At 42.3% G+C, this 25,983-nt stretch carries 20 protein-coding genes, 1 tRNA gene, 1 rRNA gene and 1 pseudogene; 1 reads left to right on the forward strand and 22 read right to left on the reverse strand.

From position 1 onward, the window contains the following. Positions 1–17: 17 nt before the first annotated feature. Together MKY54_RS28265 and MKY54_RS28270 are read right to left on the reverse strand one after the other, a co-directional pair. Positions 18–93: transfer RNA gene (locus MKY54_RS28265), tRNA-Ala, on the reverse strand. Between the two features lie 101 nt (positions 94–194). After that, positions 195–1,752: ribosomal RNA gene (locus tag MKY54_RS28270) — 16S ribosomal RNA — on the reverse strand. A gap of 404 nt (positions 1,753–2,156) precedes the next feature. On the opposite strand from MKY54_RS28270, the gene MKY54_RS28275 reads away from it, so the two are divergent. Next, positions 2,157–3,413, forward strand: a complete 1,257-nt coding sequence (locus tag MKY54_RS28275; protein WP_076123743.1) for an MFS transporter — start codon at positions 2,157–2,159, stop codon at positions 3,411–3,413. Between the two features lie 4 nt (positions 3,414–3,417). On the opposite strand, the gene MKY54_RS28280 is transcribed toward MKY54_RS28275, so the two are convergent. The 20 genes and pseudogenes from MKY54_RS28280 to MKY54_RS28375 form a co-directional block, all read right to left on the reverse strand. After that, positions 3,418–5,277, reverse strand: coding sequence for a PBP1A family penicillin-binding protein (locus MKY54_RS28280; RefSeq protein WP_339188639.1), 1,860 nt, complete (start codon positions 5,275–5,277; stop codon positions 3,418–3,420). Further along, a complete protein-coding gene (locus MKY54_RS28285; protein WP_280753154.1) occupies positions 5,274–5,858 on the reverse strand; it encodes a hypothetical protein in 585 nt (194 codons plus the stop codon). The genes MKY54_RS28280 and MKY54_RS28285 overlap by 4 nt, the downstream gene beginning before the upstream one ends. Before the next feature lie 62 nt (positions 5,859–5,920). Then, on the reverse strand, positions 5,921–7,033 hold the full coding sequence (locus MKY54_RS28290; protein ID WP_076099628.1) for a HAMP domain-containing sensor histidine kinase: 1,113 nt from the start codon (positions 7,031–7,033) through the stop codon (positions 5,921–5,923). 19 nt (positions 7,034–7,052) lie between these two features. Then, positions 7,053–7,760 carry a response regulator transcription factor gene (locus MKY54_RS28295; protein WP_036678667.1) on the reverse strand — a complete coding sequence of 236 codons (708 nt, stop codon included), beginning with the start codon at positions 7,758–7,760 and terminating at the stop codon, positions 7,053–7,055. Between the two features lie 181 nt (positions 7,761–7,941). Continuing rightward, positions 7,942–9,954 (reverse strand): NAD-dependent DNA ligase LigA, encoded by a 2,013-nt coding sequence (gene ligA / locus MKY54_RS28300; protein ID WP_076099629.1) that lies wholly within the window; start codon positions 9,952–9,954, stop codon positions 7,942–7,944. Positions 9,955–10,031: 77 nt separating this feature from the next. Beyond that, the gene (gene pcrA / locus MKY54_RS28305) at positions 10,032–12,371 is read right to left on the reverse strand and encodes a DNA helicase PcrA (RefSeq protein WP_076279176.1); all 2,340 of its coding nucleotides are present in this window, start codon (positions 12,369–12,371) and stop codon (positions 10,032–10,034) included. Positions 12,372–12,432: 61 nt separating this feature from the next. Next, positions 12,433–13,152, reverse strand: a complete 720-nt coding sequence (locus MKY54_RS28310) for a heptaprenylglyceryl phosphate synthase (protein WP_339188641.1) — start codon at positions 13,150–13,152, stop codon at positions 12,433–12,435. Positions 13,153–13,378: 226 nt separating this feature from the next. Further along, positions 13,379–14,245: a phosphatidylinositol-specific phospholipase C/glycerophosphodiester phosphodiesterase family protein gene (locus tag MKY54_RS28315; RefSeq protein WP_339188642.1), complete on the reverse strand. Its 867-nt coding sequence runs from the start codon at positions 14,243–14,245 to the stop codon at positions 13,379–13,381. Positions 14,246–14,353: 108 nt separating this feature from the next. Next, positions 14,354–15,760 carry an undecaprenyl-phosphate glucose phosphotransferase gene (locus MKY54_RS28320; RefSeq protein WP_339188643.1) on the reverse strand — a complete coding sequence of 469 codons (1,407 nt, stop codon included), beginning with the start codon at positions 15,758–15,760 and terminating at the stop codon, positions 14,354–14,356. Next, positions 15,757–16,710 (reverse strand): glycosyltransferase family 2 protein, encoded by a 954-nt coding sequence (locus MKY54_RS28325; RefSeq protein ID WP_339188644.1) that lies wholly within the window; start codon positions 16,708–16,710, stop codon positions 15,757–15,759. The genes MKY54_RS28320 and MKY54_RS28325 overlap by 4 nt, the downstream gene beginning before the upstream one ends. 108 nt (positions 16,711–16,818) lie before the next feature. Further along, positions 16,819–17,847: a glycosyltransferase family 2 protein gene (locus MKY54_RS28330; protein ID WP_339188646.1), complete on the reverse strand. Its 1,029-nt coding sequence runs from the start codon at positions 17,845–17,847 to the stop codon at positions 16,819–16,821. A gap of 62 nt (positions 17,848–17,909) precedes the next feature. Further along, positions 17,910–19,337, reverse strand: coding sequence for a DUF6056 family protein (locus MKY54_RS28335; protein ID WP_076179704.1), 1,428 nt, complete (start codon positions 19,335–19,337; stop codon positions 17,910–17,912). A gap of 18 nt (positions 19,338–19,355) precedes the next feature. Further along, positions 19,356–19,805, reverse strand: coding sequence for a GtrA family protein (locus MKY54_RS28340; RefSeq protein ID WP_081383742.1), 450 nt, complete (start codon positions 19,803–19,805; stop codon positions 19,356–19,358). 1 nt (position 19,806) lies between these two features. Continuing rightward, positions 19,807–20,733, reverse strand: coding sequence for a glycosyltransferase family 2 protein (locus tag MKY54_RS28345; RefSeq protein ID WP_036678648.1), 927 nt, complete (start codon positions 20,731–20,733; stop codon positions 19,807–19,809). Between the two features lie 140 nt (positions 20,734–20,873). Continuing rightward, positions 20,874–21,737, reverse strand: coding sequence for a dTDP-4-dehydrorhamnose reductase (gene rfbD / locus MKY54_RS28350; RefSeq protein ID WP_339188649.1), 864 nt, complete (start codon positions 21,735–21,737; stop codon positions 20,874–20,876). A gap of 24 nt (positions 21,738–21,761) precedes the next feature. Beyond that, positions 21,762–22,784: a dTDP-glucose 4,6-dehydratase gene (gene rfbB, locus MKY54_RS28355; RefSeq protein ID WP_339188651.1), complete on the reverse strand. Its 1,023-nt coding sequence runs from the start codon at positions 22,782–22,784 to the stop codon at positions 21,762–21,764. A gap of 30 nt (positions 22,785–22,814) precedes the next feature. Then, a complete protein-coding gene (gene rfbC / locus MKY54_RS28360; protein ID WP_036678644.1) occupies positions 22,815–23,366 on the reverse strand; it encodes a dTDP-4-dehydrorhamnose 3,5-epimerase in 552 nt (183 codons plus the stop codon). Between the two features lie 19 nt (positions 23,367–23,385). Further along, positions 23,386–24,127, reverse strand: a pseudogene (locus MKY54_RS28365) (sugar phosphate nucleotidyltransferase). Next, positions 24,124–25,263 carry a DegT/DnrJ/EryC1/StrS family aminotransferase gene (locus tag MKY54_RS28370; RefSeq protein WP_076179701.1) on the reverse strand — a complete coding sequence of 380 codons (1,140 nt, stop codon included), beginning with the start codon at positions 25,261–25,263 and terminating at the stop codon, positions 24,124–24,126. Before MKY54_RS28370 ends, MKY54_RS28365 begins: the two are co-directional and overlap by 4 nt. Before the next feature lie 24 nt (positions 25,264–25,287). After that, positions 25,288–25,974 carry a hypothetical protein gene (locus tag MKY54_RS28375; protein ID WP_076179700.1) on the reverse strand — a complete coding sequence of 229 codons (687 nt, stop codon included), beginning with the start codon at positions 25,972–25,974 and terminating at the stop codon, positions 25,288–25,290. Positions 25,975–25,983: the final 9 nt, after the last annotated feature.

Here is a 25,983-nt window from a genome sequence, read left to right on the forward strand (position 1 = left end):
AAATAGATGAAGTTTGTTGGTGGAGCCAAGCGGGATCGAACCGCTGACCTCCTGCTTGCAAGGCAGGCGCTCTCCCAGCTGAGCTATGGCCCCGCAAATTCCATCAAAACCGAACAAATGGATACACGTTAATTGGTTGTGGAAGTTAAACTTCCGATTTGAATGTTCTCATTGCAGAGAACGATTCTCCATAGAAAGGAGGTGATCCAGCCGCACCTTCCGATACGGCTACCTTGTTACGACTTCACCCCAATCATCTACCCCACCTTCGGCGGCTGGCTCCCTTGCGGGTTACCCCACCGACTTCGGGTGTTGTAAACTCTCGTGGTGTGACGGGCGGTGTGTACAAGACCCGGGAACGTATTCACCGCGGCATGCTGATCCGCGATTACTAGCAATTCCGACTTCATGCAGGCGAGTTGCAGCCTGCAATCCGAACTGAGACCGGCTTTGATGGGATTGGCTCCACCTCGCGGCTTCGCTTCCCGTTGTACCGGCCATTGTAGTACGTGTGTAGCCCAGGTCATAAGGGGCATGATGATTTGACGTCATCCCCACCTTCCTCCGGTTTGTCACCGGCAGTCACTCTAGAGTGCCCAACATTACTTGCTGGCAACTAAAGTTAAGGGTTGCGCTCGTTGCGGGACTTAACCCAACATCTCACGACACGAGCTGACGACAACCATGCACCACCTGTCTCCTCTGTCCCGAAGGCCGCCACTATCTCTAGCAGATTCAGAGGGATGTCAAGACCTGGTAAGGTTCTTCGCGTTGCTTCGAATTAAACCACATACTCCACTGCTTGTGCGGGTCCCCGTCAATTCCTTTGAGTTTCAGTCTTGCGACCGTACTCCCCAGGCGGAGTGCTTACTGTGTTAACTTCGGCACCAAGGGTATCGAAACCCCTAACACCTAGCACTCATCGTTTACGGCGTGGACTACCAGGGTATCTAATCCTGTTTGCTCCCCACGCTTTCGCGCCTCAGCGTCAGTTACAGCCCAGAAAGTCGCCTTCGCCACTGGTGTTCCTCCACATATCTACGCATTTCACCGCTACACGTGGAATTCCACTTTCCTCTTCTGTACTCAAGCCACCCAGTTTCCAGTGCGACCTCAGGTTGAGCCCAAGGTTTAAACACCAGACTTAAATAGCCGCCTGCGCGCGCTTTACGCCCAATAATTCCGGACAACGCTTGCCCCCTACGTATTACCGCGGCTGCTGGCACGTAGTTAGCCGGGGCTTTCTTCTCAGGTACCGTCACTCCGGTAGCAGTTACTCTACCGGACGTTCTTCCCTGGCAACAGAGCTTTACGATCCGAAAACCTTCATCACTCACGCGGCGTTGCTCCGTCAGGCTTTCGCCCATTGCGGAAGATTCCCTACTGCTGCCTCCCGTAGGAGTCTGGGCCGTGTCTCAGTCCCAGTGTGGCCGTTCACCCTCTCAGGTCGGCTACGCATCGTCGCCTTGGTGGGCCGTTACCCCACCAACTAGCTAATGCGCCGCAGGCCCATCCCTCAGTGACAGATTGCTCCGTCTTTCATTCTTCTCTCAGGAGAAAAAAGAAATTATCCGGTATTAGCTACCGTTTCCGGTAGTTATCCCAGTCTGAAGGGCAGGTTGCCTACGTGTTACTCACCCGTCCGCCGCTAAGTTATTTTGAAAGCAAGCTTTCAAAATAACTCCGCTCGACTTGCATGTATTAGGCACGCCGCCAGCGTTCGTCCTGAGCCAGGATCAAACTCTCCAATTAGTATTGAAAAGAGCGATATGCTCATTTTGAAACTGACGATTCATTAATTGAATCTTTTTAAAAATTAACGTGTTCCATTTGTTCAGTTTTCAAAGAACTTGCTCCTAGCATTTGGACATTCAATGTCTCTTGCACAGGAATTAGAGTATATCATGTTTGTTTCTATCTTGTCAACTTATTTCTTCATCGCTTGTGTTTCGTATGTGCGATGCGTCGTAAGCACAAGAGATAATATACCATGCTGTCATTGAGTTTGCAAGCTTTTTTTGAAATAAAAAAATCATTCGTATAAATAACTTCGATACAACACAAATTGATACCATTCATCCATTATTTGTGGCTAAATAGAATTTATCGTATTCGCCAATCTTACCTTTTAACTATCAGTACAGAGAGGAGTCAAAATGAAGACCAAACCTACAGACGCTGCATCCACGGTAGACAGCAAGAACAAGGAGCAGCGTAATCTGCAGCAGGCAACGATTTATAAAATTTTGTTAGCTGTCAGTTTTGTTCATTTATTTAATGATTCTATACAGGCAGTCATTCCAGCAATCTTCCCTATTCTCAAAGATAATCTACTGCTCTCTTTCGCCCAGATTGGATGGATCTCATTCGCTTTAAATATGACGTCATCAGTAATCCAACCCGTCATTGGATATGCTGCAGACCGTAAACCCCGTCCTATATTATTACCACTGGGTATGTGCAGCACATTTTTAGGTGTACTTCTATTGGCTTATGCCAATAGCTATTTTCTGGTCTTATTCTCGGTTATCCTGATCGGATTCGGTTCAGCCACCTTCCACCCAGAGGGTATGCGTGTTGCTCATATGGCCGCAGGTCAGCGAAAGGGATTGTCGCAATCTATTTTTCAAGTGGGCGGCAATGCTGGACAGTCCCTGGGTCCAATGCTTACGAAATGGGTGTTCATCCCCTTTGGCCAGATTGGTGCCCTAGGCTTCACGATCGTCGCGGCTGCCGGAATCGCTGTTCAGACCTATGTAGCTCGCTGGTATAGAGAAATGCTAGATGCCGGTTATACCTTTCATAAAAAATCAACAGCACGGGCAATCGACCCCGCCCGCCGAAAAAGCATACGAACAGCAACGATTATTCTTGTATTCCTAGTCTTTGTTAGGTCTTGGTATGGCGCTTCTATCGGCAGTTACTACGCCTTCTATCTAATGGACAAATATCAAATGACGCTGGATAAAGCCCAAATCTATATTTTTATGTATTTGGCTGCTGGCGCAGTGGGCACATTTTTTGGAGGTCCGCTGGCTGACCGTTTTGGACGGCGTAATCTCATCTTACTATCAATGGTAGGAACCGTTCCCTTTGCACTTGCTCTACCCTTTGTAGGTCCATTATGGGCGGCTGTATTGCTGCTGATTGGCGGTTTCATCCTTCTGTCCAGCTTCTCTGTTACCGTCATTTATGCTCAAATGCTATATCCGGGCAACATTGGCACAGTTTCAGGTCTGATCACGGGACTTGCTTTTGGACTCGGCGGGATCGGCTCATTAGTCCTCGGCAACCTCATTGATAGTATCGGGATTGCTAAAGTGTTCATCGCTTGCGGCTTCCTCCCGCTGCTTGGGTTTCTTGCCTTGCTGCTTCCTAGAGATGAGAAATTAGAAGAATGGGCGGCGCAATAACTTCTCAATGATCACTTAAGGCTTTACTCATTACTGTAGAAAATAGAGCGGCAGCCTTCCCGCTGCCTTCAGTCATGTAATTATCCTGATTCGTACGATCAAAACCCATCCATACCGCAGCTGTCCACTCCGAAGTATAGCCTACAAACCAAAGATCCCGATTAGCTTTCTTGCTCACGCCAGCCAAGTCCAATTGGGTCGTACCGGTCTTTCCCGCTACTGGTCTGTTCATCTGCGCTTTTTTCCCTGTTCCTTCATTAACAACATTGCGTAACATAGCCGTCATCGCTTCTGCGGTACGCGGCGAGATTACCTGACGTGATTCAGAGGGATGAGTATACAAGACCTTCCCTTTTGAATCCGTTATGGAGCGCACCATATGAGCCGCATTAAATTTTCCTCCACTAGCAAAGACACTGTAGGCCTGGGCCATTTTTAGTGGAGAAACCCCATTATGAAGCCCCCCCAAAGCTATTGATAAATGATTGTCCTCCTCCGTCAGTACAATTCCTAATTTGGCGGCAAATTGCCGCGCAGAAGAGATTCCAACCTGCTTCAATACCCATACGGCTGGTGCATTGATGGATTTTTGCAAAGCTGTGTTCATTGTGACCTGACCTTGGTATATACCGTTCAAGTTCTCAGGCTTATAGCTGCCATAAGCAACTTTACGGTCGGACAGCATACTATTCGGGTTGAATTTCCCGCTCTCGAGTGCAGGTCCATAATCAATGATCGGCTTAAAGCTGGAGCCCGGCTGACGTGCATCAATAATAGCTCTGTTCAAATTGCCCTCGTTTTGATCTCGCCCACCAATCAATGCCACTACTTCTCCTGTACGATGATCCATTATGGTCATAGCTGCTTCTACCTGCTGATCTTTTCCGTCAGGTGGAAATGAAGCCTCTTTGAGAACGGCCTGCTCAAGTGCCTGCTGTGCTTTGATGTTCAAACCTGTAACTATAGTGTAGCCGCCTGTACGAAGCTCCTCTACGGATTCCCCTGTGATCTGAGCCGCTTCCTTAAGGGCTGCATCCACATAATACACTCCGGCAACCCCATTTTCGACCGCAGCTGGAGGCTGATATTGTTTATTCATAGCTTCCTGCATTTGCTCATACGTGATTAGTCGCTGATTGAACATCATCTTTAGCACTAGATTTCTTCTCGTTTTGGATAATGCACTATTGTCTACTGGGTTATAAATAGAGGGGCCTTTAGGGATTCCCGCCAGAGTGGCTATTTGCCAGATCTCCAATTTTTTCAGATCAGACACGCCGAAGTAACGCTTCGCTGCTGCTTTTACTCCATATTGTCCCCGCCCCATATAAATCTGATTGAGGTACAGCTGCAAAATCTCACGTTTCGTCAGTCGCTGCTCCAAGGCAAAAGCAATAGAGGTTTCATTTAACTTACGCAGCATATTCTTATCTCTGTTCAAATAAAGATTGCGAGCAAGCTGTTGAGTAATACTACTGCCACCTTCTGATAAACTCATGTCCAAGATATTTTTTAAGAACGCGCGTGATATCCCTTTATAATCGACCCCTTGATGGCTATAAAAACGGCGGTCTTCTACTGTTAAAAAGGTATCTATTAATAAAGCCGGCATCTCCTCAAGCTCTGCTGTAAGCCTATAACCCGAGCTCGGTAGCGGAGTCATTCGTATAACTGTTCCATCTGAAGCTGTGATGAGGCTTGATTCTGGCAATTGCAGCCTATCCTCATGCCGGTTAAGTACAATACCCCCATACTGGTATACATAAAACAAAATCAAAAGCGCCAATACCGTACTAATAACACTCACATCAAATAATAGGTACCCTACTCGCAATATCCGGGTGCGTGCATTCCATCTGCTCATGATTCGATAATCAGGTTCTCCAGGAACCGCTCCATACTCCGAACTTCATCATTCGCTGCTGCAAGAAGTGTATGTACTTCCGCCTCATTCTCTTCAACCTCACGGAGGGTGCGAAGTATCGCCCTAGTCCTTATTAATAAAGCTACTGCTGGTGTGTCCTCTATCCGCTTTGAGCTTGCATCTCTATCTGGAACTTCTATTCTTTGCATTCGATTGAGGTTAGCAGCAATTTCACCTATTTCTCCTCCAGAGAGAACCTTGATGTTCTGGGCGACTCCTTTATCTGCCAGCTCTGAGGTTCCCACCACTAGCGAGCGCAAATCATCAGCCATTTTCTGTGAACGAAGAACATACAGCCCACCGAAGACTAGAATAAATAGAAGGATGGCACTAGGGGTTTGACCCATATGATTAATAACCCAATGAATAAGCCGGACAAAAAAGGCTCCTGGTTGACCCGAATAATGAGAATACAGCAAAGCGACAGCCCGCTGGACAACAAAAAGAAAGGCAGCACTCAAAAGAGCACAACCCATAAAAATATATAAATAGCTGATACGAACCGTCCGAAGTTTTGGCATGGTAGTTCCCTCCTTGTGCCACAAGGATAACTTCCAAATCTTAAGAACCCGCCAGAGTTTTCTTAAGATTCTATGAAGAATGGGAAACGGGTAATAAAATCCGTGCGAAGAGATGTACTTTCTACATAAATAACGCCATTGTGGCGTTCGATGATACTTTTGGCAATCGCAAGTCCAAGCCCTGAGCCGCCTGTATGCTGTGAACGCGACTTTTCTGCCCGATAGAATCGTTCAAAAATAAAAGGGATATCACTTTCCGCAATCCTCTCTCCGAAGTTGCTAATACGGACCACAGCATCATTTTCCTTTTTACTGAAACCTATCTCCAATTTCCCGCCGCTTCTGCCGTAACGGATCGCGTTAGTAATCAAATTTTCATAAGCACGTACTAATTCTTTAGGCGAAGCCTCTATCCATAACTCATCAGCAACGTCCTCGATTTCATAGATCATATCCGCCTTTGTTAGTTCAGGAACTGACTCCTCCGCCAGCTGCCGTATGAAGGCCTTCAAATCCAATCTCTGCATAACCAAAGGGTACTCTCCACTATTTACACGTGTGTATTCAAAAAGATCATCGATCAGTTTACGCAGCACCAGGGATTTGTTGTAGGCTATATCCACGTAATACCGGATTTCCGCTTCTTCCTGACATCGATCTTGTTCGATGTATTCCAGAAAGCCCAAGACAGAGGTAAGCGGGGTGCGTAAATCATGGGAAACACCTGTGATCAAGTCATTTTTCGCATTTACAGCTTTACGTTCCTCCTCTATGGAGTGCTGCAAACGCTCAGCCATTTCATTAATATTCTCAGCCAGCACACCCAGCTCATCCGTGGTTCTGACTTCAATTCTATGGGACATCCCGGAGCTTGTAATTTCTCGAATCCCTTTTGTGATCTCTTCCAGATACAGCACAACTTTACGAGTGTAGATAAAAAAGAATAATAAAAAGCTGATAATACCCGCTGCTGTCATTAGTGGCATAGAGCCAATATGATTAATAATCCAGCGCAGTATGCGTGAATAGGGAGCCGACTCTGAAGCCGGATTTAGATAGATCATAAAGTTGACGAGTTGGTACCCTGCCATAAGCAGCAAAGCGCCCGAAAGCACACTCAGCAAAAAAGCAAACATAAACTTCCAGCGAATCGTCGTTATATATTTAGAATTCAAGAAGCCTCACCTAATCCTTTCAGGAAGGTCCGTCTAATTTATAGCCAACTCCCCAGACGGTTTGTATATAACGTGGGCGTTTCGAATCGATTTCGATTTTGTCTCGGAGATTACGAATATGTACCATCACTGTGTTACCGCCATCTAAAAAGGGTTCATTCCATACCTTATTGTAAATTTGCTCCAAGCTAAGCACTTGACCTTGGTGTCTCGCTAAAAGCTCTAGAATAGAGAATTCCCGCGGAGTCAGTTTAATCTTCTGCTGGTCTACATACACCTCATGCTTAGACGTATCTATAGTCAGATCCTCAAAGCTTAGTTTGCTGTCGTTTCCCAACGTATTACTATCCTTATTAAATCCGTGATAACGGCGCAACTGTGATTTTACTCGTGCCACAATCTCCAAAGGATTAAACGGCTTGCCCACGTAGTCATCTGCCCCGAGGCTCAGGCCGGAGATCTTGTCCATATCTGTATTTTTGGCTGATAGTATGATAATTGGCATTTTCCGCTCTTCACGGATCTTCATACATGCAGCTAGCCCGTCCATTTTAGGCATCATGACATCAAGAATAATTAGATCAACTTCCTCTTTCTGCAGACATTCCAGCGCTTCCATTCCATCATAAGCCTTTAGCAGTCTATAGCCTTCATTACAGAGATAAATCGTTAACAGTTCTACAATTTCCTTCTCATCGTCTACTAACAATATCGTTTCTCTCTTCACAGGAAGGGTTTCCTTTCAAATATAGTAATAAATATCTATAGCCTATATATTAGCAGATCAACCGAATTTTTTTCTAAAAAAGAAACGTTTAGTTGTAATCCACGCAAAAAAGGCCCCTGCTCCTCTCGTACTTAAACGAAATGGAACCGGGAACCTTTTGGAATCGAATATAGTTTGTTACTTACATATCCAACAAGCGAATTAGCTCATCTTCATCCTCAATGACTTGAATGCCTAACTGCTGGGCTTTGGCCAGCTTACTGCCAGCTTTTTCACCAGCGATAACTAAATCCGTCTTCTTGGACACACTTCCCGACACCTTTGCTCCGAGTGCTTCCAGACGTTCAGCTGCTTCATCTCGGGTAAGCTTTTGCAAGGAACCGGTCAATACGACCGTTTTGCCACTAAAGAAGGAATCGGTACTAACAGGACGTGGCGCCTCAGGAGCCTTTGCTTCCACACCCAACGTCCGCAAGCGGGAAACATTAGCTACTACAACTGGGTCTGCGAAGAAGCTGACAATGCTCTCGGCGACAATCCCACCAATGTCTGGTAACTCAGCGAGCTCCTCGGCTTTGGCCTGCATCACAGCATCCAGATCGCGGAAATGATCAGCCAACATCTTCGTCGTTGCTTTACCTGTGTTAGGGATCCCTAACGCAAAGAGAAATGAAGCAAGATCTCTACCTTTGCTATCTTCTAAAGCTTGCAGCAAATTCTGTGCTTTTTTCTCACCAAAACGGTTCAGCTGTACAAGCTGCTCAAAGTTCAGTTCATACAGATCCGCAGAGTCATGTACATTAAGCTCATCATAGAGCTGACCCGCCGTCTTCTCACTGAACGTCTCGATATCCATCGCATCACGCGAAGCAAAGTGGGTGATCCGACTGATAATCTGCGGCCTACAATTCAGTTTATTGTTACAGAAAAGATGTGCTCCGCGCATTTCTAACGGATATCCACAAGCTGGACAGTCCTCAGGGAAAATAATCTCTCCACCGTCATTCTCCTCTGTTACCTTGCCAAGAATTTCTGGGATAACATCATTGGAACGGCGAATAAAGACCCGCGAACCTAAGGCGAATTTCAAGTTTTTGCGCTCAATATCACCCACATTATTCAGGGTGCAGTTCTGAACGGTAACTCCGGCAAGCTCTACAGCCTCAACCCGAGCCAGCGGAGTCACTTTACCTGTACGACCTACATTCCAGCTAACAGACTCCAGCACGGTCGTCGTTTCTTCGGCTTCAAATTTATAAGCAACTGCCCAACGCGGGAACTTGTCAGTGTAGCCAAGCACCTCACGGATCCGGAAATCCGTGACCTTAATTACAGCCCCATCAATGAGGTAATCAAGACTCGAACGACTCTCCTCGATTCCAGCGAGCTGCTCAGTTACATCATCAAAATCATTGCAGTAGGTCAGGTATGGGTTCACTTTAAATTTGTTATTCCGCAGAAAATCCATCATTTCCTGATGGTCAGCGAACTCCGCGCCTTCTGCAAAGCCTACATTATAGAAAAAAGCGTTCAAACGGCGGTCCGCAGTAGTCTTCGGATTAAGATTACGCAGTGCACCTGCTGCTGCATTACGCGCATTCTTCAGCGGCTCTGCAGCCCTTGTATTATAATCAGCCAGCACAGACAGATTCATAATCCCTTCACCCTGAACCTCAATGACCCCATCCTTGAAGGGAATCGTCAATGGAACGGATTTGATGGTCTTCACCTGTGCAAGTATTCCTTCGCCAACTACACCATTGCCACGCGTTGATGCCTGTTCGAGAACACCATTACGATAGGTTAAATTCAGCGTCAAGCCATCGAACTTCAGTTCTACTGCATAACAAGGATCAGGAAGAGGGGTATCTGGATTCTTAAGATTGTATTCATTCACTAACCGGAGCACCCGGGTATTCCAGCTGCGCAGCTGTTCAATATTCTGTGCTTTATCCAGACTCCAAAGCGGTGCCAGATGCCGATGCGGCGTGAAGCCCTTAAGCAGCTCTCCACCTACACGTTGTGTAGGCGAATCCGGTAGTACGAAGCCACTCTCAGCCTCCAGTGCTACAAGCTTGTCGTATAAAACATCGTATTCCTTATCGCTGACTAGCGGTGCATCCAGCGTGTAGTAGTGGTAATTATAGTTATTTAATTCCGCAACAAGCTCTTCCATCACATGCATAGCATCCATGCAGGTACATCCCTCCGTCAATAAGTTTCCTAAAGTTAGCGTGGTCTAAATATCCGTTCGTTAATCGTTGTCTGTTATTATTCCACTTTGGTAATCGGCGCAAACCCCGCAAGCAGGCGTTTCACACCCACGGGAGCCGGAAAAGCAATCTGTAGCTCCGTGTCATTCCCGCTGCCTTTAACAGATACAACGGTGCCCGTGCCCCATTTGCCGTGGGAGACCTTGTCACCGGCTTTGTAATCGCCAGCTGCAGCAGCCCCTGCTCCGGTAGCACGCTGTGCGCCTCCGGAGGTCACGGTCACGCTGCTCTTGCTTGCCGCCGCTGACGCCGTGCTTCCGCCGCCTGCCGGCGTAGCTCCGGTGGCGCCACCCCGGCCGCCAAAGTTCCCACGGCCACCGCTGCCGAAGCCGCGTCCGCCGTAAGCACCGCCTGCCTCCGCGCCTCCGCGCTGGAAGCGGTCTTGAGTCTTAACGGTATCTTCCTTCAGTTCCTCCGGAATCTCCTCTAAGAAGCGGGACGGTTGGTTCGCCGTCGTCCGGCCAAAGAGCGTACGCATCCGCGCACAAGAGAGAAACAGTTGTTTCTCCGCGCGGGTGATCCCCACATACGCAAGCCGGCGTTCCTCTTCCAGCTCGTCGTTGTCCTGGAAGGCACGGCTGTGTGGGAACACGCCTTCTTCCATTCCGACGATAAATACCGTCGGGAACTCCAGACCTTTGGCGCTGTGCATCGTCATTAACACAACCGCATCACTACGATCCTCTTCATCATCGTTCACACTATCGATATCTGCGATAAGTGCAAGATCCGTGAGGAAGGAGACCAGCGACTTGTCTTCGTTGTTCTTTTCAAACTCCATCGTCACCGATAAGAACTCATCGATATTCTCTAGCCGCGAGCGTGATTCGAGTGTGTTTTCATTTTGCAGCTCCAAACGGTACTGCGACATTTCCAGTATTTTTTCCGTCAATTCGGTTACAGACAAGAACTCCACCATACGGTGTAGAGCTTCAATCATATCGTAGAACTCTACTAGCATATTCCGCGTCCGTCCAGCAAAGCCCAAATCATCGACCGTTTGCAGTACTCGGAAAATAGAAACACCACGTTCACCAGCAGCAGCTGCCAGCTTGCCAACCGTTGTATCTCCTAATCCACGCTTAGGAACATTAATAATACGCGTCAGGCTGATATCATCATCAGGGTTAGACAGTAAACGTAGATACGCCAGCAGATCCTTGATTTCTTTACGATCATAGAACTTGATCCCGCCAACGATTTGATATGGAATATCTGATTTGATCAAAATTTCCTCTATTACCCGTGACTGAGCATTCGTCCGATACAGAATCGCGTGATTCTGGTAAGCTTGACCTTGCTTCACATTTTTGCTGATTTCTCCGGTTACAAAATACCCTTCGTCATGCTCGGAATCCGCCCGGTACACCTTAATCTTGGCGCCTTCCTCGGAATCGGTCCACAGCTTTTTAGGTTTACGGCCACTATTAAGCGCGATTACCCCATTGGCTGCATTCAGGATATTAGCGGTTGAACGGTAATTCTGTTCTAGCAGAATCGTCTTCGCTTCCGGATAATCCTCTTCAAAATTAAGAATATTCGTAATATCCGCACCACGCCAGCGATAGATCGACTGGTCACTATCCCCTACCACACAAATGCGGTGGTGGCTGTCTGCCAGCATGCGGCACAACATGTATTGTGCTCTGTTCGTATCCTGATACTCATCCACATGGATGTATTTGAACTTCTTTTGGTAAAAATCCAGAACCTCGGGAACTTCCTTAAATAATTCGATAGTCTTCATAATCAAATCATCAAAATCAAGCGAGTTATTACTTCTCAAACGCCGTTGGTACATTTTATAAACCTTGGCAACTAAACCTTCGAAATAATCACCGACTTTTTGCTCATACTGCGCCGGAGTAATCAGTTCATTCTTAGATGCGCTAATTATGGCTTGTACAGCTTTCGGTTCGAATTTTTTCGTATCAATATTCAGTTCCTTCATGCAATTACGAATGACTGATAACTGGTCTGTAGAGTCCAGAATCGAGAAGTTGGAAGTAAATCCAATGCGCTCAATATCCTTCCGCAAGATCCGAACACACATGGAGTGAAAGGTGGATACCCAAATATCTCTTCCCTCAGGTCCAACGAGCTTAGATACACGTTCCTGCATTTCCCTCGCAGCTTTATTCGTAAATGTAATCGCCAAAATCGCCCAAGGCGGCGCCTTTCGATTAGCAATCAGCCAGGCAATTCTGTGAGTCAGCACTCTCGTCTTCCCACTGCCCGCACCAGCCATAATCAAAAGGGGTCCTTCAGTAGTTTCGACAGCCTGCCTTTGTGGAGGATTCAATCGGCTGACCGCGTCTTGTATGTTAATAAGTTGCATGTGTAACATGCTCCTTTCTAAAAATGAAATTACAAATCATAAGTAGTCCATAAGCTAACCGCTAGTCGAACTGCTCTTGCACCGTCTTTTTAACAGCAAATACCGTACGAATTGCCTGCTCTACATCCCGATAAATAATATTGCCGACAACTACTGTATCACATAGAACTGCTGCCTGCTCGGCCTCTGCCTCACAAGTAATGCCGCCTCCATAAAATAGTTGGGCTTGCTCCACCATCTCACGCACTATACGTACTGTCTCCATATCCCCAAATCTACCGCTATATTCAAGATAGACTATTGGCAGGGACATCAGCTTGTCCGCAACCTGGGCATACGCAGCAGCCTCTTCAGCATTAATGGTTGTCTCGGCCCCTGTAATCCGCGCAACTGAAGAATCACTGTTCAAAACGACGTAACCTTCCGTTAGCAGCTGATCCCATGGGATCATAAATCCATAACGCTCTATAGCTCGACGATGATGGCCTACAATCCAAGCTGGATCAGGTGTATTTAGCACCATAGGAATCATATAAAGATCAAATCCGGGTACAGCAGCTTCAAGTTCGGATACCTCGAGTGCACAGGGCAGCTCAAAACGTCTTACTCTTGATAAGAGATCTACTGTATTCTCATAGGTTACTCCTGTAGAGCCTCCTATCAATATGGCATCCGTGCCGGACAAGCAAACGGCCTCCAAATCCTCATCTGAAATCATACGATCTGGGTCCAACTTAAACACATGCCGCCAAGGTTTGATCATTTGCTGTACTGATTTCATGGGAATCATCCTTAATTGTCATTTGGGCAAGACAAAACACTCCTGCCGCCGCAAAAGATATAGATCTAGTCTATGCCAGCACAGGAGGTGTGTCAATTTAAAGCGAACAAAAATACGAACATTTTTTCGCATATAAATTTGGGGTCCCCGCAAAGTACCTGAATACGCATCTGAGGAAAGCAGCACTTTGCAGGGATATATTAGTTGTAATGAGTGGAGAAAGATTTCAGCGTATACCTCTGAGGTTATTCAAATCATTTTCAGGCACAAAATCACTATAAAATCCGTCTACACCCATACGAGATAACGCTCTAATCTCATCCTCTTCATCCACTGTATGAACGTATACACGAGCTCCGATCTTTTTTAACTGTTTGACAAAACTCTTGGTGGCCCGGCTAACTGGCATCGTAATATCCACACCTGTTTTTTTAACAAACTCAATAACTTGTTCATCCGTATCCTTAGATTGGTACAGGGTGTAAAGCACTTCTGGAAAAGAATACACCTTATTGATCTCATCAAGCATCGGCTGATTGTAGATCTGTGGAACTATCCGCTCCAACAATGCTGGATCCCGACGCTGCGCCGCTTCGGTCAGCAATGTAAATTGCTTCTCTATAAGTTCCGGTTGGATTTCTTTGGTATCCGTAACGATATAAGCATCTGGATAATTCTGCATTAGATCAAGCACCTTCTCAATATCAAGCGGAGAGTATATATTCAGGATGGGGCTGTCCATAAATTCCTCGTAATCTAGTGCCACACCCTGTTTATTAGCAGGGAGAACCTCCAACTGACCTAAAAGCTTGCTCATATTGCCTGTCCATTCATGCCGAGCAACCAACTGATCATCCTTCGATAACAAAAAATCAACTTCAAATACGCGAGTTCCCCGTTCATAGTTAGCGACAAAGGCCTCCCAAGCATTGGTATACGTATAGCCGTTAATTCCCCCCATGGCATGTGCAACGATTCTGTGCGCTTCAAAACCGCTCGCGGGTTGCTCTTCCTCTTTGTTCAACGTTATTACAAGAATTATTATTAGTGCGACAATCATTACTACGGTTGCAATAATCTTTTTCTTATTCATAGTTGTGAGTTTCCTTTGCAAAGTTTAGATTAGAAAATTAATACCCCGCTCTGCCAGTGGCAAAACGGGGTATTATTAAAATTTCACAAATCTAAATAAGTGCAGGTCTCAATATGCGTTTTTGTTAACGAAGCCGTTGCGAATCGTTTTGAAAATAATTCGAATATCGAACAGTAAGGACCAGTTCTCGATATAGAAAATATCGTGCTTAATCCGTTCCTCAATTGAAGTGTCCCCGCGCAGCCCATTGCTCTGTGCCCAGCCCGTAATTCCTGGACGCACATGGTGCTTCACCATATACTTCGGAATTTCATCACGGAATTGTTCTACATAAAATGGTCGTTCTGGCCGTGGGCCAACTACACTCATATGACCGAGTAATACATTAAAAAATTGCGGAAGCTCATCCAGACTTGTCTTACGGATAAAGGTTCCAAATCGAGTTCTACGAGGATCTTCCCGCGTACTCCAACCTGTATCCTCTTCCCCGTCCTGCTGCAGCTTCATTGAACGAAACTTATACATCATAAAATTACGCCGATTAAGTCCCACCCGTTCCTGCCGGAATATGATCGGTCCCGGTGAGGTAAGACGTACGCCGAGAGCTACGATCAGCATCACGGGAGATATCATAATAATAGCGAATAGAGAGAACACGATATCAAACAAACGTTTTGCCATCTTATTCCCCGTCATATCCAGTGGAATATCACGAACATTAATCATTGGCATACCTGCAAAGTTATCAAAGTAAGGACGAGCTGGTAAATAATCAAAGAAATCCGGAATAATCAATGTGCGTACCCCTGCTTTTTCACAGGCTGCAATAATCGAAGGATATTTAGAATGCGCATCGAGCGGCAAGGCTAGAATAACCTCGTCCACAGGCAGCATCTCCAGCATTCCGGATAACTGATCAACCGTACCTAGAATCGGTTTATAGCGCTGTTCTTCAATTCCATCCCAAGTATGATAGTCGTCTAAGAAACCAATAGCTTCATATCCGAGCTCTGGATATTGCTCCAAATTGTTGTAGAATCTTTTGCCGAGTGTACCAGCGCCGATGATAAGTACGAACTGGCGGTTCAATCCTTTTTCGCGCAAAGATTTAAGCATCTTCTTCAACACATAACGGTAAAGCATAATGGAAAGAACGTTAAATCCCATATAAATAGCAAGGTAGACACGGGAGATATCAATTTCTTTCACAAAAAACATCAAACCCAGCAGAATAAAAATACCAATTATATGCACTTGAAAAATCTTCAGAAATTCATCGACGAAACGTTTCTTACGCTTAGGCAAATAAAGCGATAAAAGGATACCAATTAAGACAGCTACTACGCCATAAATCATACTCCAATAAGCGTAAGACTCTACATGAAGCGTGTTATAGGATTCCATCCATCCGCTTTTGAACTTGATCCACCAAGCCGCTAAAAAGGACAGTTGGATGACAAGAAAGTCAGCAACCATATAGAGCTGTGTCAAAAATTTCTGATTCCGCCGAATCATAATCTCACCTCAGTATTCTTATCGTTACGAGCGCCTGTTTCCGTAGCAGAGCTAAGACTCTGTGCAGGTGATGGAACTGCTTTAGGAAAGATTAGGACATTCCGCAAAAGGGACAGAGCAAACTTCATACCAACACCAGCATATACTGTTCCATTTATAATACTGTTGTACTTCCTACTATAATGCTTACGATGAAATAAAATCATTGCCCTGTGAAATTCATAGACGATCTTGAACGGTCTACGTCTGGCACTGCCGCCTTTGAGATGGACGATGGAGGTCTTCGGATAATAATAAATCTCCCAACCAGCCTCTTTAATACGATAGCACCAGTCTAAATCCTCACCGTACATAAAAAACTCTTCATCTAATCCGCCGACCTGATCAATCGTCTCCCGCCGCAGCAGCATAAACGCACCCACCAGACAATCTATCGGGTAATCAAGATCAGGGTCCAGATAACCTAACTGGTAACCGTTAAACTTCGGTCGATCCGGAAACAACTTACTGAAACCAAAAGCATAATAGAAGGAAGCTGACGGTGTAGGAAATCCTCGCTTACACGCTTTATCCAGCGACCCATCTGGCAATATAATCTTACATCCTGACGCCCCAACATCGGGACGACCATCCATAAAGGAGATCATCGTCTCCAGCGTATCCCTGCGCACCACCGTATCTGAATTGAGCAATAGTACATACCGTCCGGACGAAGCTTCCATCCCCTGATTATTTGCACGGGCAAAACCGACATTGTCGTTATTTGCGATCAACATGACACTTGGAAACTCTCTACCAATCATCTCTACCGAATCATCATGGGAATTGTTGTCTATCAAAATAATCTCATAGGAATAGTTCGTTTCTGAGTCATATACCGACCTGATACAGTCCATCGTCAGGCGACACGTGTTGTAATTGACAATAAGTATGCTTACATCTACATTCACTGCGTAACGCTCCTGACAAATATAGTAATCTACCGACAATTATTATAACATAAAACCTCCCTGAGAGGAGGTGACCTTTCAGGGAGGTTTTTCCAGATACTGTTTGATTTACGTGTTCTTTCGCTCTTTTACGATGGTCTGTATATATTTTCGTTTCTTTTTTAACGCTGGGAGCTGAGTGAAAAAGGATTTCCACGCTACGATTAACTTTGGCTCTCTCAGAAGCATATAACCATGCGCGGCAATTTCATAGGGAAGAGAAACTAAGATTGTCTTCAGCATAGTTCGAGCCAATTCATTCTTGTAGATCATTTTGTAGCGATTAATGTAAGATATTCGCCGGATGAACATTGGTTTGGTACTACGGCCAGACGTTTTCCACCCACGTTCATGATACCCAATTGCCTCAGCATCATAATACCCCTGCCAGCCAAATAGCTGGGCTCTCCAAGCCACATCCACATCTTCCTTATATGCAAAAAAATCTGCATCAAAAAACTCCCCATCAACACTAACGTCTTCAATCATCCGTCGAGAATACATCGCCGCCGCCCCAGATACACCAAATACTGTACCCGACTGTGTCCATAGTTCTGCTGGATCCCCCGCACCACGGTCAAACGCACGCCGTGCCTTGTTCATCTGAAGACCAGTGCTATCCACTAATCCGTGATCAGCCTTTAGCAAAAGCTTACCTGTGGCGCTGCCAATTAAAGGATTTTCCTCCAGCCGTGTAACTAATCTAGATACGTAATCCTTCGCTAGTATCAGATCTGGATTTAGGACAAGTACGTAGTCAGTATCTGTGACACCGATAGCTTTATTATGAGCATGCGCGAAACCAGTGTTACATAAGTTCTGATATACAAACAATTGTAGGTCAGTGATTTCAGATGATTTTTTATCAATATTTAAAATTTTCTCATCCGGGAAGATAGCCATAAGGGGTTTACCCATAGGATCGACAAAGCTTGATGCTTCTCTTAATTTCTCTATAGTATCATCTTCAGAGTCATTATCCACAATCACAATACATTTTAGTGGATAATCCTGTGCAAGGACTGCCTTTAAACAACCTACAATATCATCAGTACTATTATATGTAACTAGTTGTACACTAACGGTTTTGGTAAGCATGATAATCCTCAGATCCTTATGATGTTGACATTATTCAAGAATTTTTTTCGATTTTGTTCTTATCAATAAAGAATGATATAAAAGGTGAGATGCCTCAGTGCCAGAAAAACTAAAATAGCTTCATAATAAATCCAAATTCTAAATAGAGCTTTTGACTCTGTTATAGTATTTAATAAAACAGAAAGTAAAGTCGCTAGTAGTATTAATAAGAGAATGTCAGTCGCATAAAAAACTCTATGCCCTGAGGCATATATAGTTGGTGAAAAACTAATAACAATACTTGAGGCTAAAGCAGCCATATAAAAGAGAACACTCACAATTGTTATCCTAGAATTTCCAAATAACTTCACAATAGACAAGGCAATACAAAGAAAAACTAGTAAGCCCAATAATATCGAAACATTCATACTTACTGATTTTGAATTATAATCACTGAATATTTTGGGGAGATCATATAAATTATCAAACATAGAAATTTTATTGCTTTTAATGAACATTTCAAGAGTTTGATCAAATGCCGTAGTAACATTCCCTGGTCTGCTTTTTGCAGAAATCATGCGTATACCGAAATATGCCACCGGTACTAAGGACATTATTCTATACATTATTCTTTTATTTTTTGTGAACATCAATATTGTAATGAGTAATGAGATTATAAACATTATAGAACTAGCCTCATTAACAAGATGCCAAAGACTATAAAACAACCCATAAAATAATTTCTTAAACAAGGAAAACGTTTCATATTCCGGGAATAATGAAGCTTCCGAGGCAAACCTTTTGACATTCCCAGGTGCTGTATAACCTATAATAGCATTAATTATGACAACTGCTAAAACAAGCATAGAAGGTATATGTATTTTCTTTTTCTTAAGAGCAGAAAGTAAAATTAGAATTGTGCTAAAAGTAATCACAATCGCAGCTATTTGCTCTGAGTATGCAGCATATATCCCAGCCAATAAATTAAAAATTATTAACTTATTATTATACTCCTTCTCGAAATAATTATAAATTATAGGAATTAAACTAAATAAACCAAGAGCAGTAGGCCAAAGATAATTAAAAGATCCAGTAACCCAAATGCTACCACTCCAAAAAACTGCATCAGGTAATAAAAAAATGGACAGGCAAATAGATATTATCAAGTATGTCTTTTTTTCTCTTCTATCTCCAGTTATGGCTAATACAATCTTATACATAGTTAAAAATAGCAAGATAAAAATCATGGTATTTAGTATTTTCCAAACAATTGGATCTAGAACTATTATACTTGTAAGGAAATAATTAATCATAATTCTGCCATTCCAATTTAAATAGTAATTTTTGACAAATTCAAAAGAACTCACATCAGTTAGAGCCTTTTTAAATTCAATATCATCTGAAATATTACTATCCACATGTAGATTCACTATAAACATAATAATTGAAAAAAATATAAACAGTAATGTAACATTATATTTATTGGAAAACTTTTTTATATGATCTATCATATGTCAAATCCTTTACGATTATTTTCTAAATACTAATAAACGCTGTCCTAAATAGTTCAAAATTGTATATAACCCCATACCGAATAACATTGCTAGTTGTTCATTAGTTTCTATTGAAAACTTTAAAGAAAGTAAATTTATAATTTCTAGTATAAGGCGCTTAGATATAAGAAAACCAACTAAATAAGATACTGAGCTTACTAAAAAGAATTGAAAAAATGATTTGTAGTCGAAGTTACCATATTTAAAAGTAAAGGTCTTGTTTAAGAAATAACTAATAACCCCACCAAATAAATAGCTCAATGCACTTGAACTCCAGTATCCAAATCCAAAGTAATTATACAACAGGAACATAGTGATTGCGCCCAAAATTGTATTAAATACACCAACGAGTAGGAACCTTATGAGCTTATTGTTAGTTAGTTTCATACATACCTCTTGTGTCTTTTCCACAACTATATTTTTCATGCTATCCTTCTTGTTTTACTATATATATTGGACGCCCTTTTGTTTCCAGATAAATATTCGCCAAATAATTCCCTATAATTCCAGTGCAAAAAAGTTGAATCCCTCCAACAAAAAAAACTATAGATGCTAGTGAAGGCCAGCCAGTTACAGGATCCCCCCACAATAAAGTTTTAGAGATAATAACCAAAATAAGAACAAAAGAAGCAAAACAAAAAAACAAGCCTATTAATGAAGAAAGAGCAAGCGGAACAGTAGAAAATGCGACAATTCCTTCAATCGAGTAAATAAAGAGCTTCCAGAAAGACCACTTAGTCTCACCAGCTACCCTTTCAATATTTTCGAATTCAAACCATTTGGTTTTAAAACCTACCCAACCAAAAATACCTTTTGAAAAGCGATTGTATTCTCCCATTGATAATACTGCATTAACCATTTGACGAGTCATTAGTCGGAAATCGCGCGCTCCATCAATAATTTCAGCCTTTGATATTTTTTTTACGATTCTATAAAACATTCTTGCGAAGAAAGAACGTATTACGGGTTCGCCATTTCTTGAATTTCTTCTTGTAGCAGCACAATCATATCCTTCCTCTTTAATAGACTTAAGCATGTTAGGAAGGAGTGCTGGTGGATCCTGCATATCCGCATCCATTACTGCAACATAATCGCCTTTTGAATATTTAATACCTGCATATAAAGCTGCTTCTTTTCCAAAATTCCGTGAGAAAGATATAAATCTAACGCGATTATCTGAATTAGCAAGATCTTTAATAATATCTAAAGTGTTATCAGATGACCCATCATCCACAAAAACAAATTCAAATTCAACCTCGTTCATTAATTTAGCAATCCGTATTATTTCATTATAAAAAATAGGAAGACTTTTCTCTTCATTATAACAAGGGATACAAATGCTTATAATCTCCATAATTCATAGCTCATCCTTTATATTTAATACTAATATGGCAGTTAACATTAATTAATTAACCCTTATTTAGTACCTAATACTAAATAAGGGCTATTCATAGACCTAGTTCTCTTCCCGTTACGGGGATAATGCTACCACTATTAATTTTTAAGTTCTAGCAGAAAGCTTCTCAAACCTTCACGCCAGTGACGTATATCCTGAAAACCGTTTGTACGTATTGACAAATGCTCCATCACAGAATTACGAGGGCGTGGTGCAGGACGTATAAATTGTTCCGTAGAACACGGGTTAAGTTTGGCCGTAAAACTCAAACCCAAAATAGCCTCAGCCTCTACAAAAATCGCTTGTGTAAATTCAAACCAAGTACAAGAATCACTATTTGACGCATGGTATACACCATACTTCTCAGTTTGGATAAGCTCAACCAAGAATTGAGCTAAATCGACTGTATATGTTGGCGAACCTTTTTGGTCATCGACAACTTGAAGCATTGGCTTTTCTTGACCAAGCTTTAGCATTGTTTTGACAAAGTTATTTCCGTATTTGCCGTACACCCATGACGTTCGTACGATGAAATACTTAGAGGAGAGGGATTGAACGAGTACCTCACCCGCACGTTTCGATTTGCCGTATATACTCTTAGGGTCTGTATTATCATATTCATGGTAAGGCTGTGCACCCATACCATCAAATACATAATCCGTGCTAATATACACCAGCTTGGCTCCAGCTTTTTCAGAAGCAAGCGCTACATTTCGGCTGCCAGTAGCATTAATTAAATAAACTGCATCAATATCACTTTCTGCCGCATCTACTGCCGTATGAGCAGCACAGTGAATAACCGCATCCGGTCCAAACCCGCCAATAACTTGGATGCACTGATCCAGATCAGTAATATCCATCTCCTGACGATCGCAAGCCAACACTTCGTGACCTTGATGCTGGAGCAGTAAAACTACGTCCTGACCTAGTTGTCCGGCCGCACCTGTAACAAGTACCTTCATAGCTATTTTACCCCCGTATCAAAATTACAATGAGTCACCTAAACGATCACCATATTGCTGTTCAGCATATTTTTGGTATTCCCCAGATTGAATACGGGTCCACCACTCGCGGTTATTGAGATACCATTGGATAGTTTCTTTAATACCTGTTTCAAACGTATGTTTCGGCTTCCATCCCAGTTCATTCATAATCTTAGTTGGATCAATCCCATAACGGCGATCATGACCAGGACGGTCTTGAACATAAGTAATCAAAGAATCAGGCTTGCCTAGTTCCTGCAATACCGTGTTTACAATATGCACATTCGTACGTTCATTATTGCCACCAATGTTGTAGACTTCGCCGTTCACACCCTCATGAATAACCAAATCAATCGCGCTGCAATGATCCTCAACATACAACCAATCGCGGATATTCATTCCATCGCCATAAACAGGCAACGCTTGATCAGCAAGTGCACGGGAAATCATCAGCGGAATAAGCTTTTCCGGGAATTGGTACGGGCCATAATTGTTTGAGCAGCGGGTAATATTCACTGGCAGTCCAAACGTTTCGTGATACGCACGTACTAGCAAGTCTCCGCCTGCTTTGCTTGCTGAATATGGACTGTTAGGAGCCAGAGGAGTTTCTTCGGTGAATAATCCAGTCGCTCCCAGTGATCCATATACCTCATCCGTAGATACTTGAACAAACTTAGTGATACTGTATTTTTTCGCCGCATCCAAAAGCACTTGTGTTCCAAGTACATTCGTCTTCACAAACACTTCCGGCTCTAAAATACTCCGATCCACATGCGACTCCGCCGCGAAATTGACAACGACATCCACACCCTGGCTAATCAGTTCATCCATCGCAGTAACATCTGTAATGTCGGCCTTCACAAACGTATAGTTCGGATGATTCTCCATCGATTTTAGGTTCTCCAGATTACCTGCGTAAGTCAATGCATCCACGTTGACGATCTGGTAATCAGGATGTTGTTGCAGCATGTATAATACAAAGTTGCTGCCGATAAATCCGGCTCCGCCAGTAACTAGCAGTTTCATTTATAGCCCACCTTTTGTTCAATGAGATGTTTACATTTCGAAGTTTAACTCCGCATCCTTCAGTAAAGGATGACGTTGATCTTTATCCGATAATATCGCACTAGAAGTTGGCCAACCAATACCCAGCGCTGGATCATTCCATAATATGCCACGATCATTCTCAGGGGAATAATATTCGTCCACCTTATATAACACTTGGGTATTAGGTACTAATGTACAGAAGCCATGAGCGAATCCTTTCGGAACAAGCAACTGTCGCTTATTATATTCGCTAAGTATTACACCTACCCATTGCCCAAAGGTAGGCGAATTAAGACGAATATCAACAATCACATCGTAAATAGCACCCGATAAGACACGAATTAACTTAGTCTGAGATTTGGGATTAAGTTGGTAATGGAGACCACGCAAAACACCCACCTCAGCAGATAGGGAGTGGTTGTCTTGAATAAAATTATGAGTTATACCTAACTTGTTCATTATTTCTTCATTATAACTTTCCATAAAAAAACCACGATTATCACCATGAACCACAGGCTCTATTAAATTTGCACCAAACAGTTGAAGAGGAATTACCTTCATAGCCTCTCCTCCTTCACCATTATAATTTCAGCTTACCGAGCTCATTTCCAAACACAACAGATTGTGCTAGTTCATTCGCCTTAGCTAAGGACACATTCGTACCAACATCTGTCCACCAACCTTGCAGAATATCATAGGTTAACTCATCTCTTACAATATATGCATTATTTAAATCTGTGATCTCTAATTCACTACGTGCGGATGGCTTTAAGCTTTTAACTATTTCAAACACATGACTATCAAACATATAGATACCGGTTACTGCGTAATTCTATTTTGGTTCAGCCGGTTTCTCTTCTATTGAAAGAATTCGCCCATTGCGAAGTTCGGGAACACCAAATCTTTTGGGTTCAGATACTTCTTGAATCAATATTTTGGCCCCTTGTTTTTGATCAACAAAGTTCTATACATATTGCGTAATATCATCTTCAAAGAAGTTATCTCCAAGTATTACAACCATTTGATCATTACCAACAAATTGCTCAGCTAAATCTAAAGCTTGTGCAATCCCACCTGCTTCATCTTGTACTTTATATGTAAAGCACACGTCCATTTCACGACCACTACCTAATAGGTTAACCACATCACCCATATGCTCTTTACCAGTAACAATTAGGATATCATTTATTCCAGCTTTTTATAACTTATATACGGAATGAAATATCATAGGATATTTACTACAGGTAGCAAGTGTTTATTAGTAACTTAGTCAAAGGAAATAGACGAGAACCAGTACCTCCAGCAAGAATTATGCCTTTCATAATGACCTTCTATGGATTATATCTATATTTTTACATATTAAATCAACTATGTCATAACTTAAATCAGGATATATAGGGAGAGTTAGGATGTTATCACTTATTTTCTTAGCATTAGGCAATTCAATATTTGAATACTCCTCTTTAAAACAACTATAATCAGTTGCCAATGGATAAAAGTATTTTCTAGTGAAAATATTATTGTCCCGAAGGATTTCATATAGAGTATTTCTGGATACTCCGTACTTTTCTTTATCAATTACAATAGGAAAGTAAGAGTAGTTATAAACTATATTTGACTTTTTGTAATCCAGAAGACTTATTCCTGGAATCTCCCCAAGTAAGTCTACATATCTTTCTGTTACCAATTTTCTTTTTTCAATATTTTCCTGAACATGATTTAAGTTCACGAGTCCCATTGCTGCTTGGAACTCATTCATTTTTGCATTATAACCAACAATTTCAACAGTTTCAGGACCGCTAATACCAAAGTTTTTATAAAGATCAATTATTCTTTTATATTCGTCATTTTTATAAACTAATACTCCACCTTCAATTGAATGAAAGAGTTTCGTAGCATGAAGACTAAACATCGAAATATCTCCGAACTGACTTATAGGTTTACCATTAATCTCAACCCCAAATGCATGTGCAGCATCATATAATACTTTTAAATTGTATTTCTGAGCAATCCTCTCAATAGCGTCTACATTACATGGAGTTCCAAATACATGTACGGGCATTATGGCACTCGTATTTTCATTAATAAGTGCTTCTATTTTGGTACAATCAATATTATAGTCACTTAAATCAATATCACAGAAAACTGGTTTTAAATTATTATTGACAATAGCATGAGTAGTTGAAGCAAATGTAAACGGAGTAGTTATAACCTCACCAGTGATCCCTAAAGTCTTAATGGCTGTTTCTAAAGCCAAGTGTCCATTTACGAGAAGACTAACATTATTAATGGATAAAAAATCAATTAGCTTTTTCTCGAATTCTTGGTGCAACTCTCCATTATTCGTAATCCAAGAATTATTCCAGAGACGTTCAATTTCTGCAGTAAACTCCGAAAAAGGAGGCATATAAGTCTTTGTTACATTGACAGGTGTTTCTAATTTAATTAATTCATTCATTATGAGTTGCCCTCCACTTATAAATCATGTAGACATTTTTGTTGCAGCCTTAGAAATAACTATTGTAGAATCCTCAACATTCTTAATTATTATTGCCCCTAACCCAACAATACTTTTAACACCTATATTAGTTTTTTCTCTAACACAAGCTCCTGCACCAATTAATGTTAACTCACCAATAGACACATTCCCTGAGATGACTGCTGCAGGATTAATAGTGCAGAAATCACCAACCGTAGAATCGTGACCAATATTACAGGATCGATTTAATAATATAAAATTCCCTAGTTTCACATTAACAGTAAGATTTACTCCTGAACAGATTACATTTCCATACCCCATATTATTATTAGAACTTTTAGACAATTTAGAGAGAGGGTGTATTAAATTAGGAAAAACAATATTCGATTTATTTAAATCCATAATTTCTTGATATATCTTTTCTTTAATCTTTGGATCCGCTAAACCAATTATCACACCGATCACCGAGAATTTGTCGCTATACCCGGAAAATTCCATATTAGAAGTAATAATCTCTACATCTTCAATAGATTTACCAATTTCATTTGGATCATTAGTCACAAAACCAACCAAATGATATATATTAGTATACGAATAATCATTTATTTCATCTATTAAAGCTTTGATTTCTTTAGCACACCCTCCAGTACCATAAATAACAATCGGTAATCCATTCCACTCATTTGACATGCTTACCGA

The sequence above is a fragment of the Paenibacillus sp. FSL P2-0121 genome, assembly GCF_037975345.1.
In the GTDB taxonomy this organism is placed as follows: domain Bacteria; phylum Bacillota; class Bacilli; order Paenibacillales; family Paenibacillaceae; genus Paenibacillus_AQ; species Paenibacillus_AQ odorifer.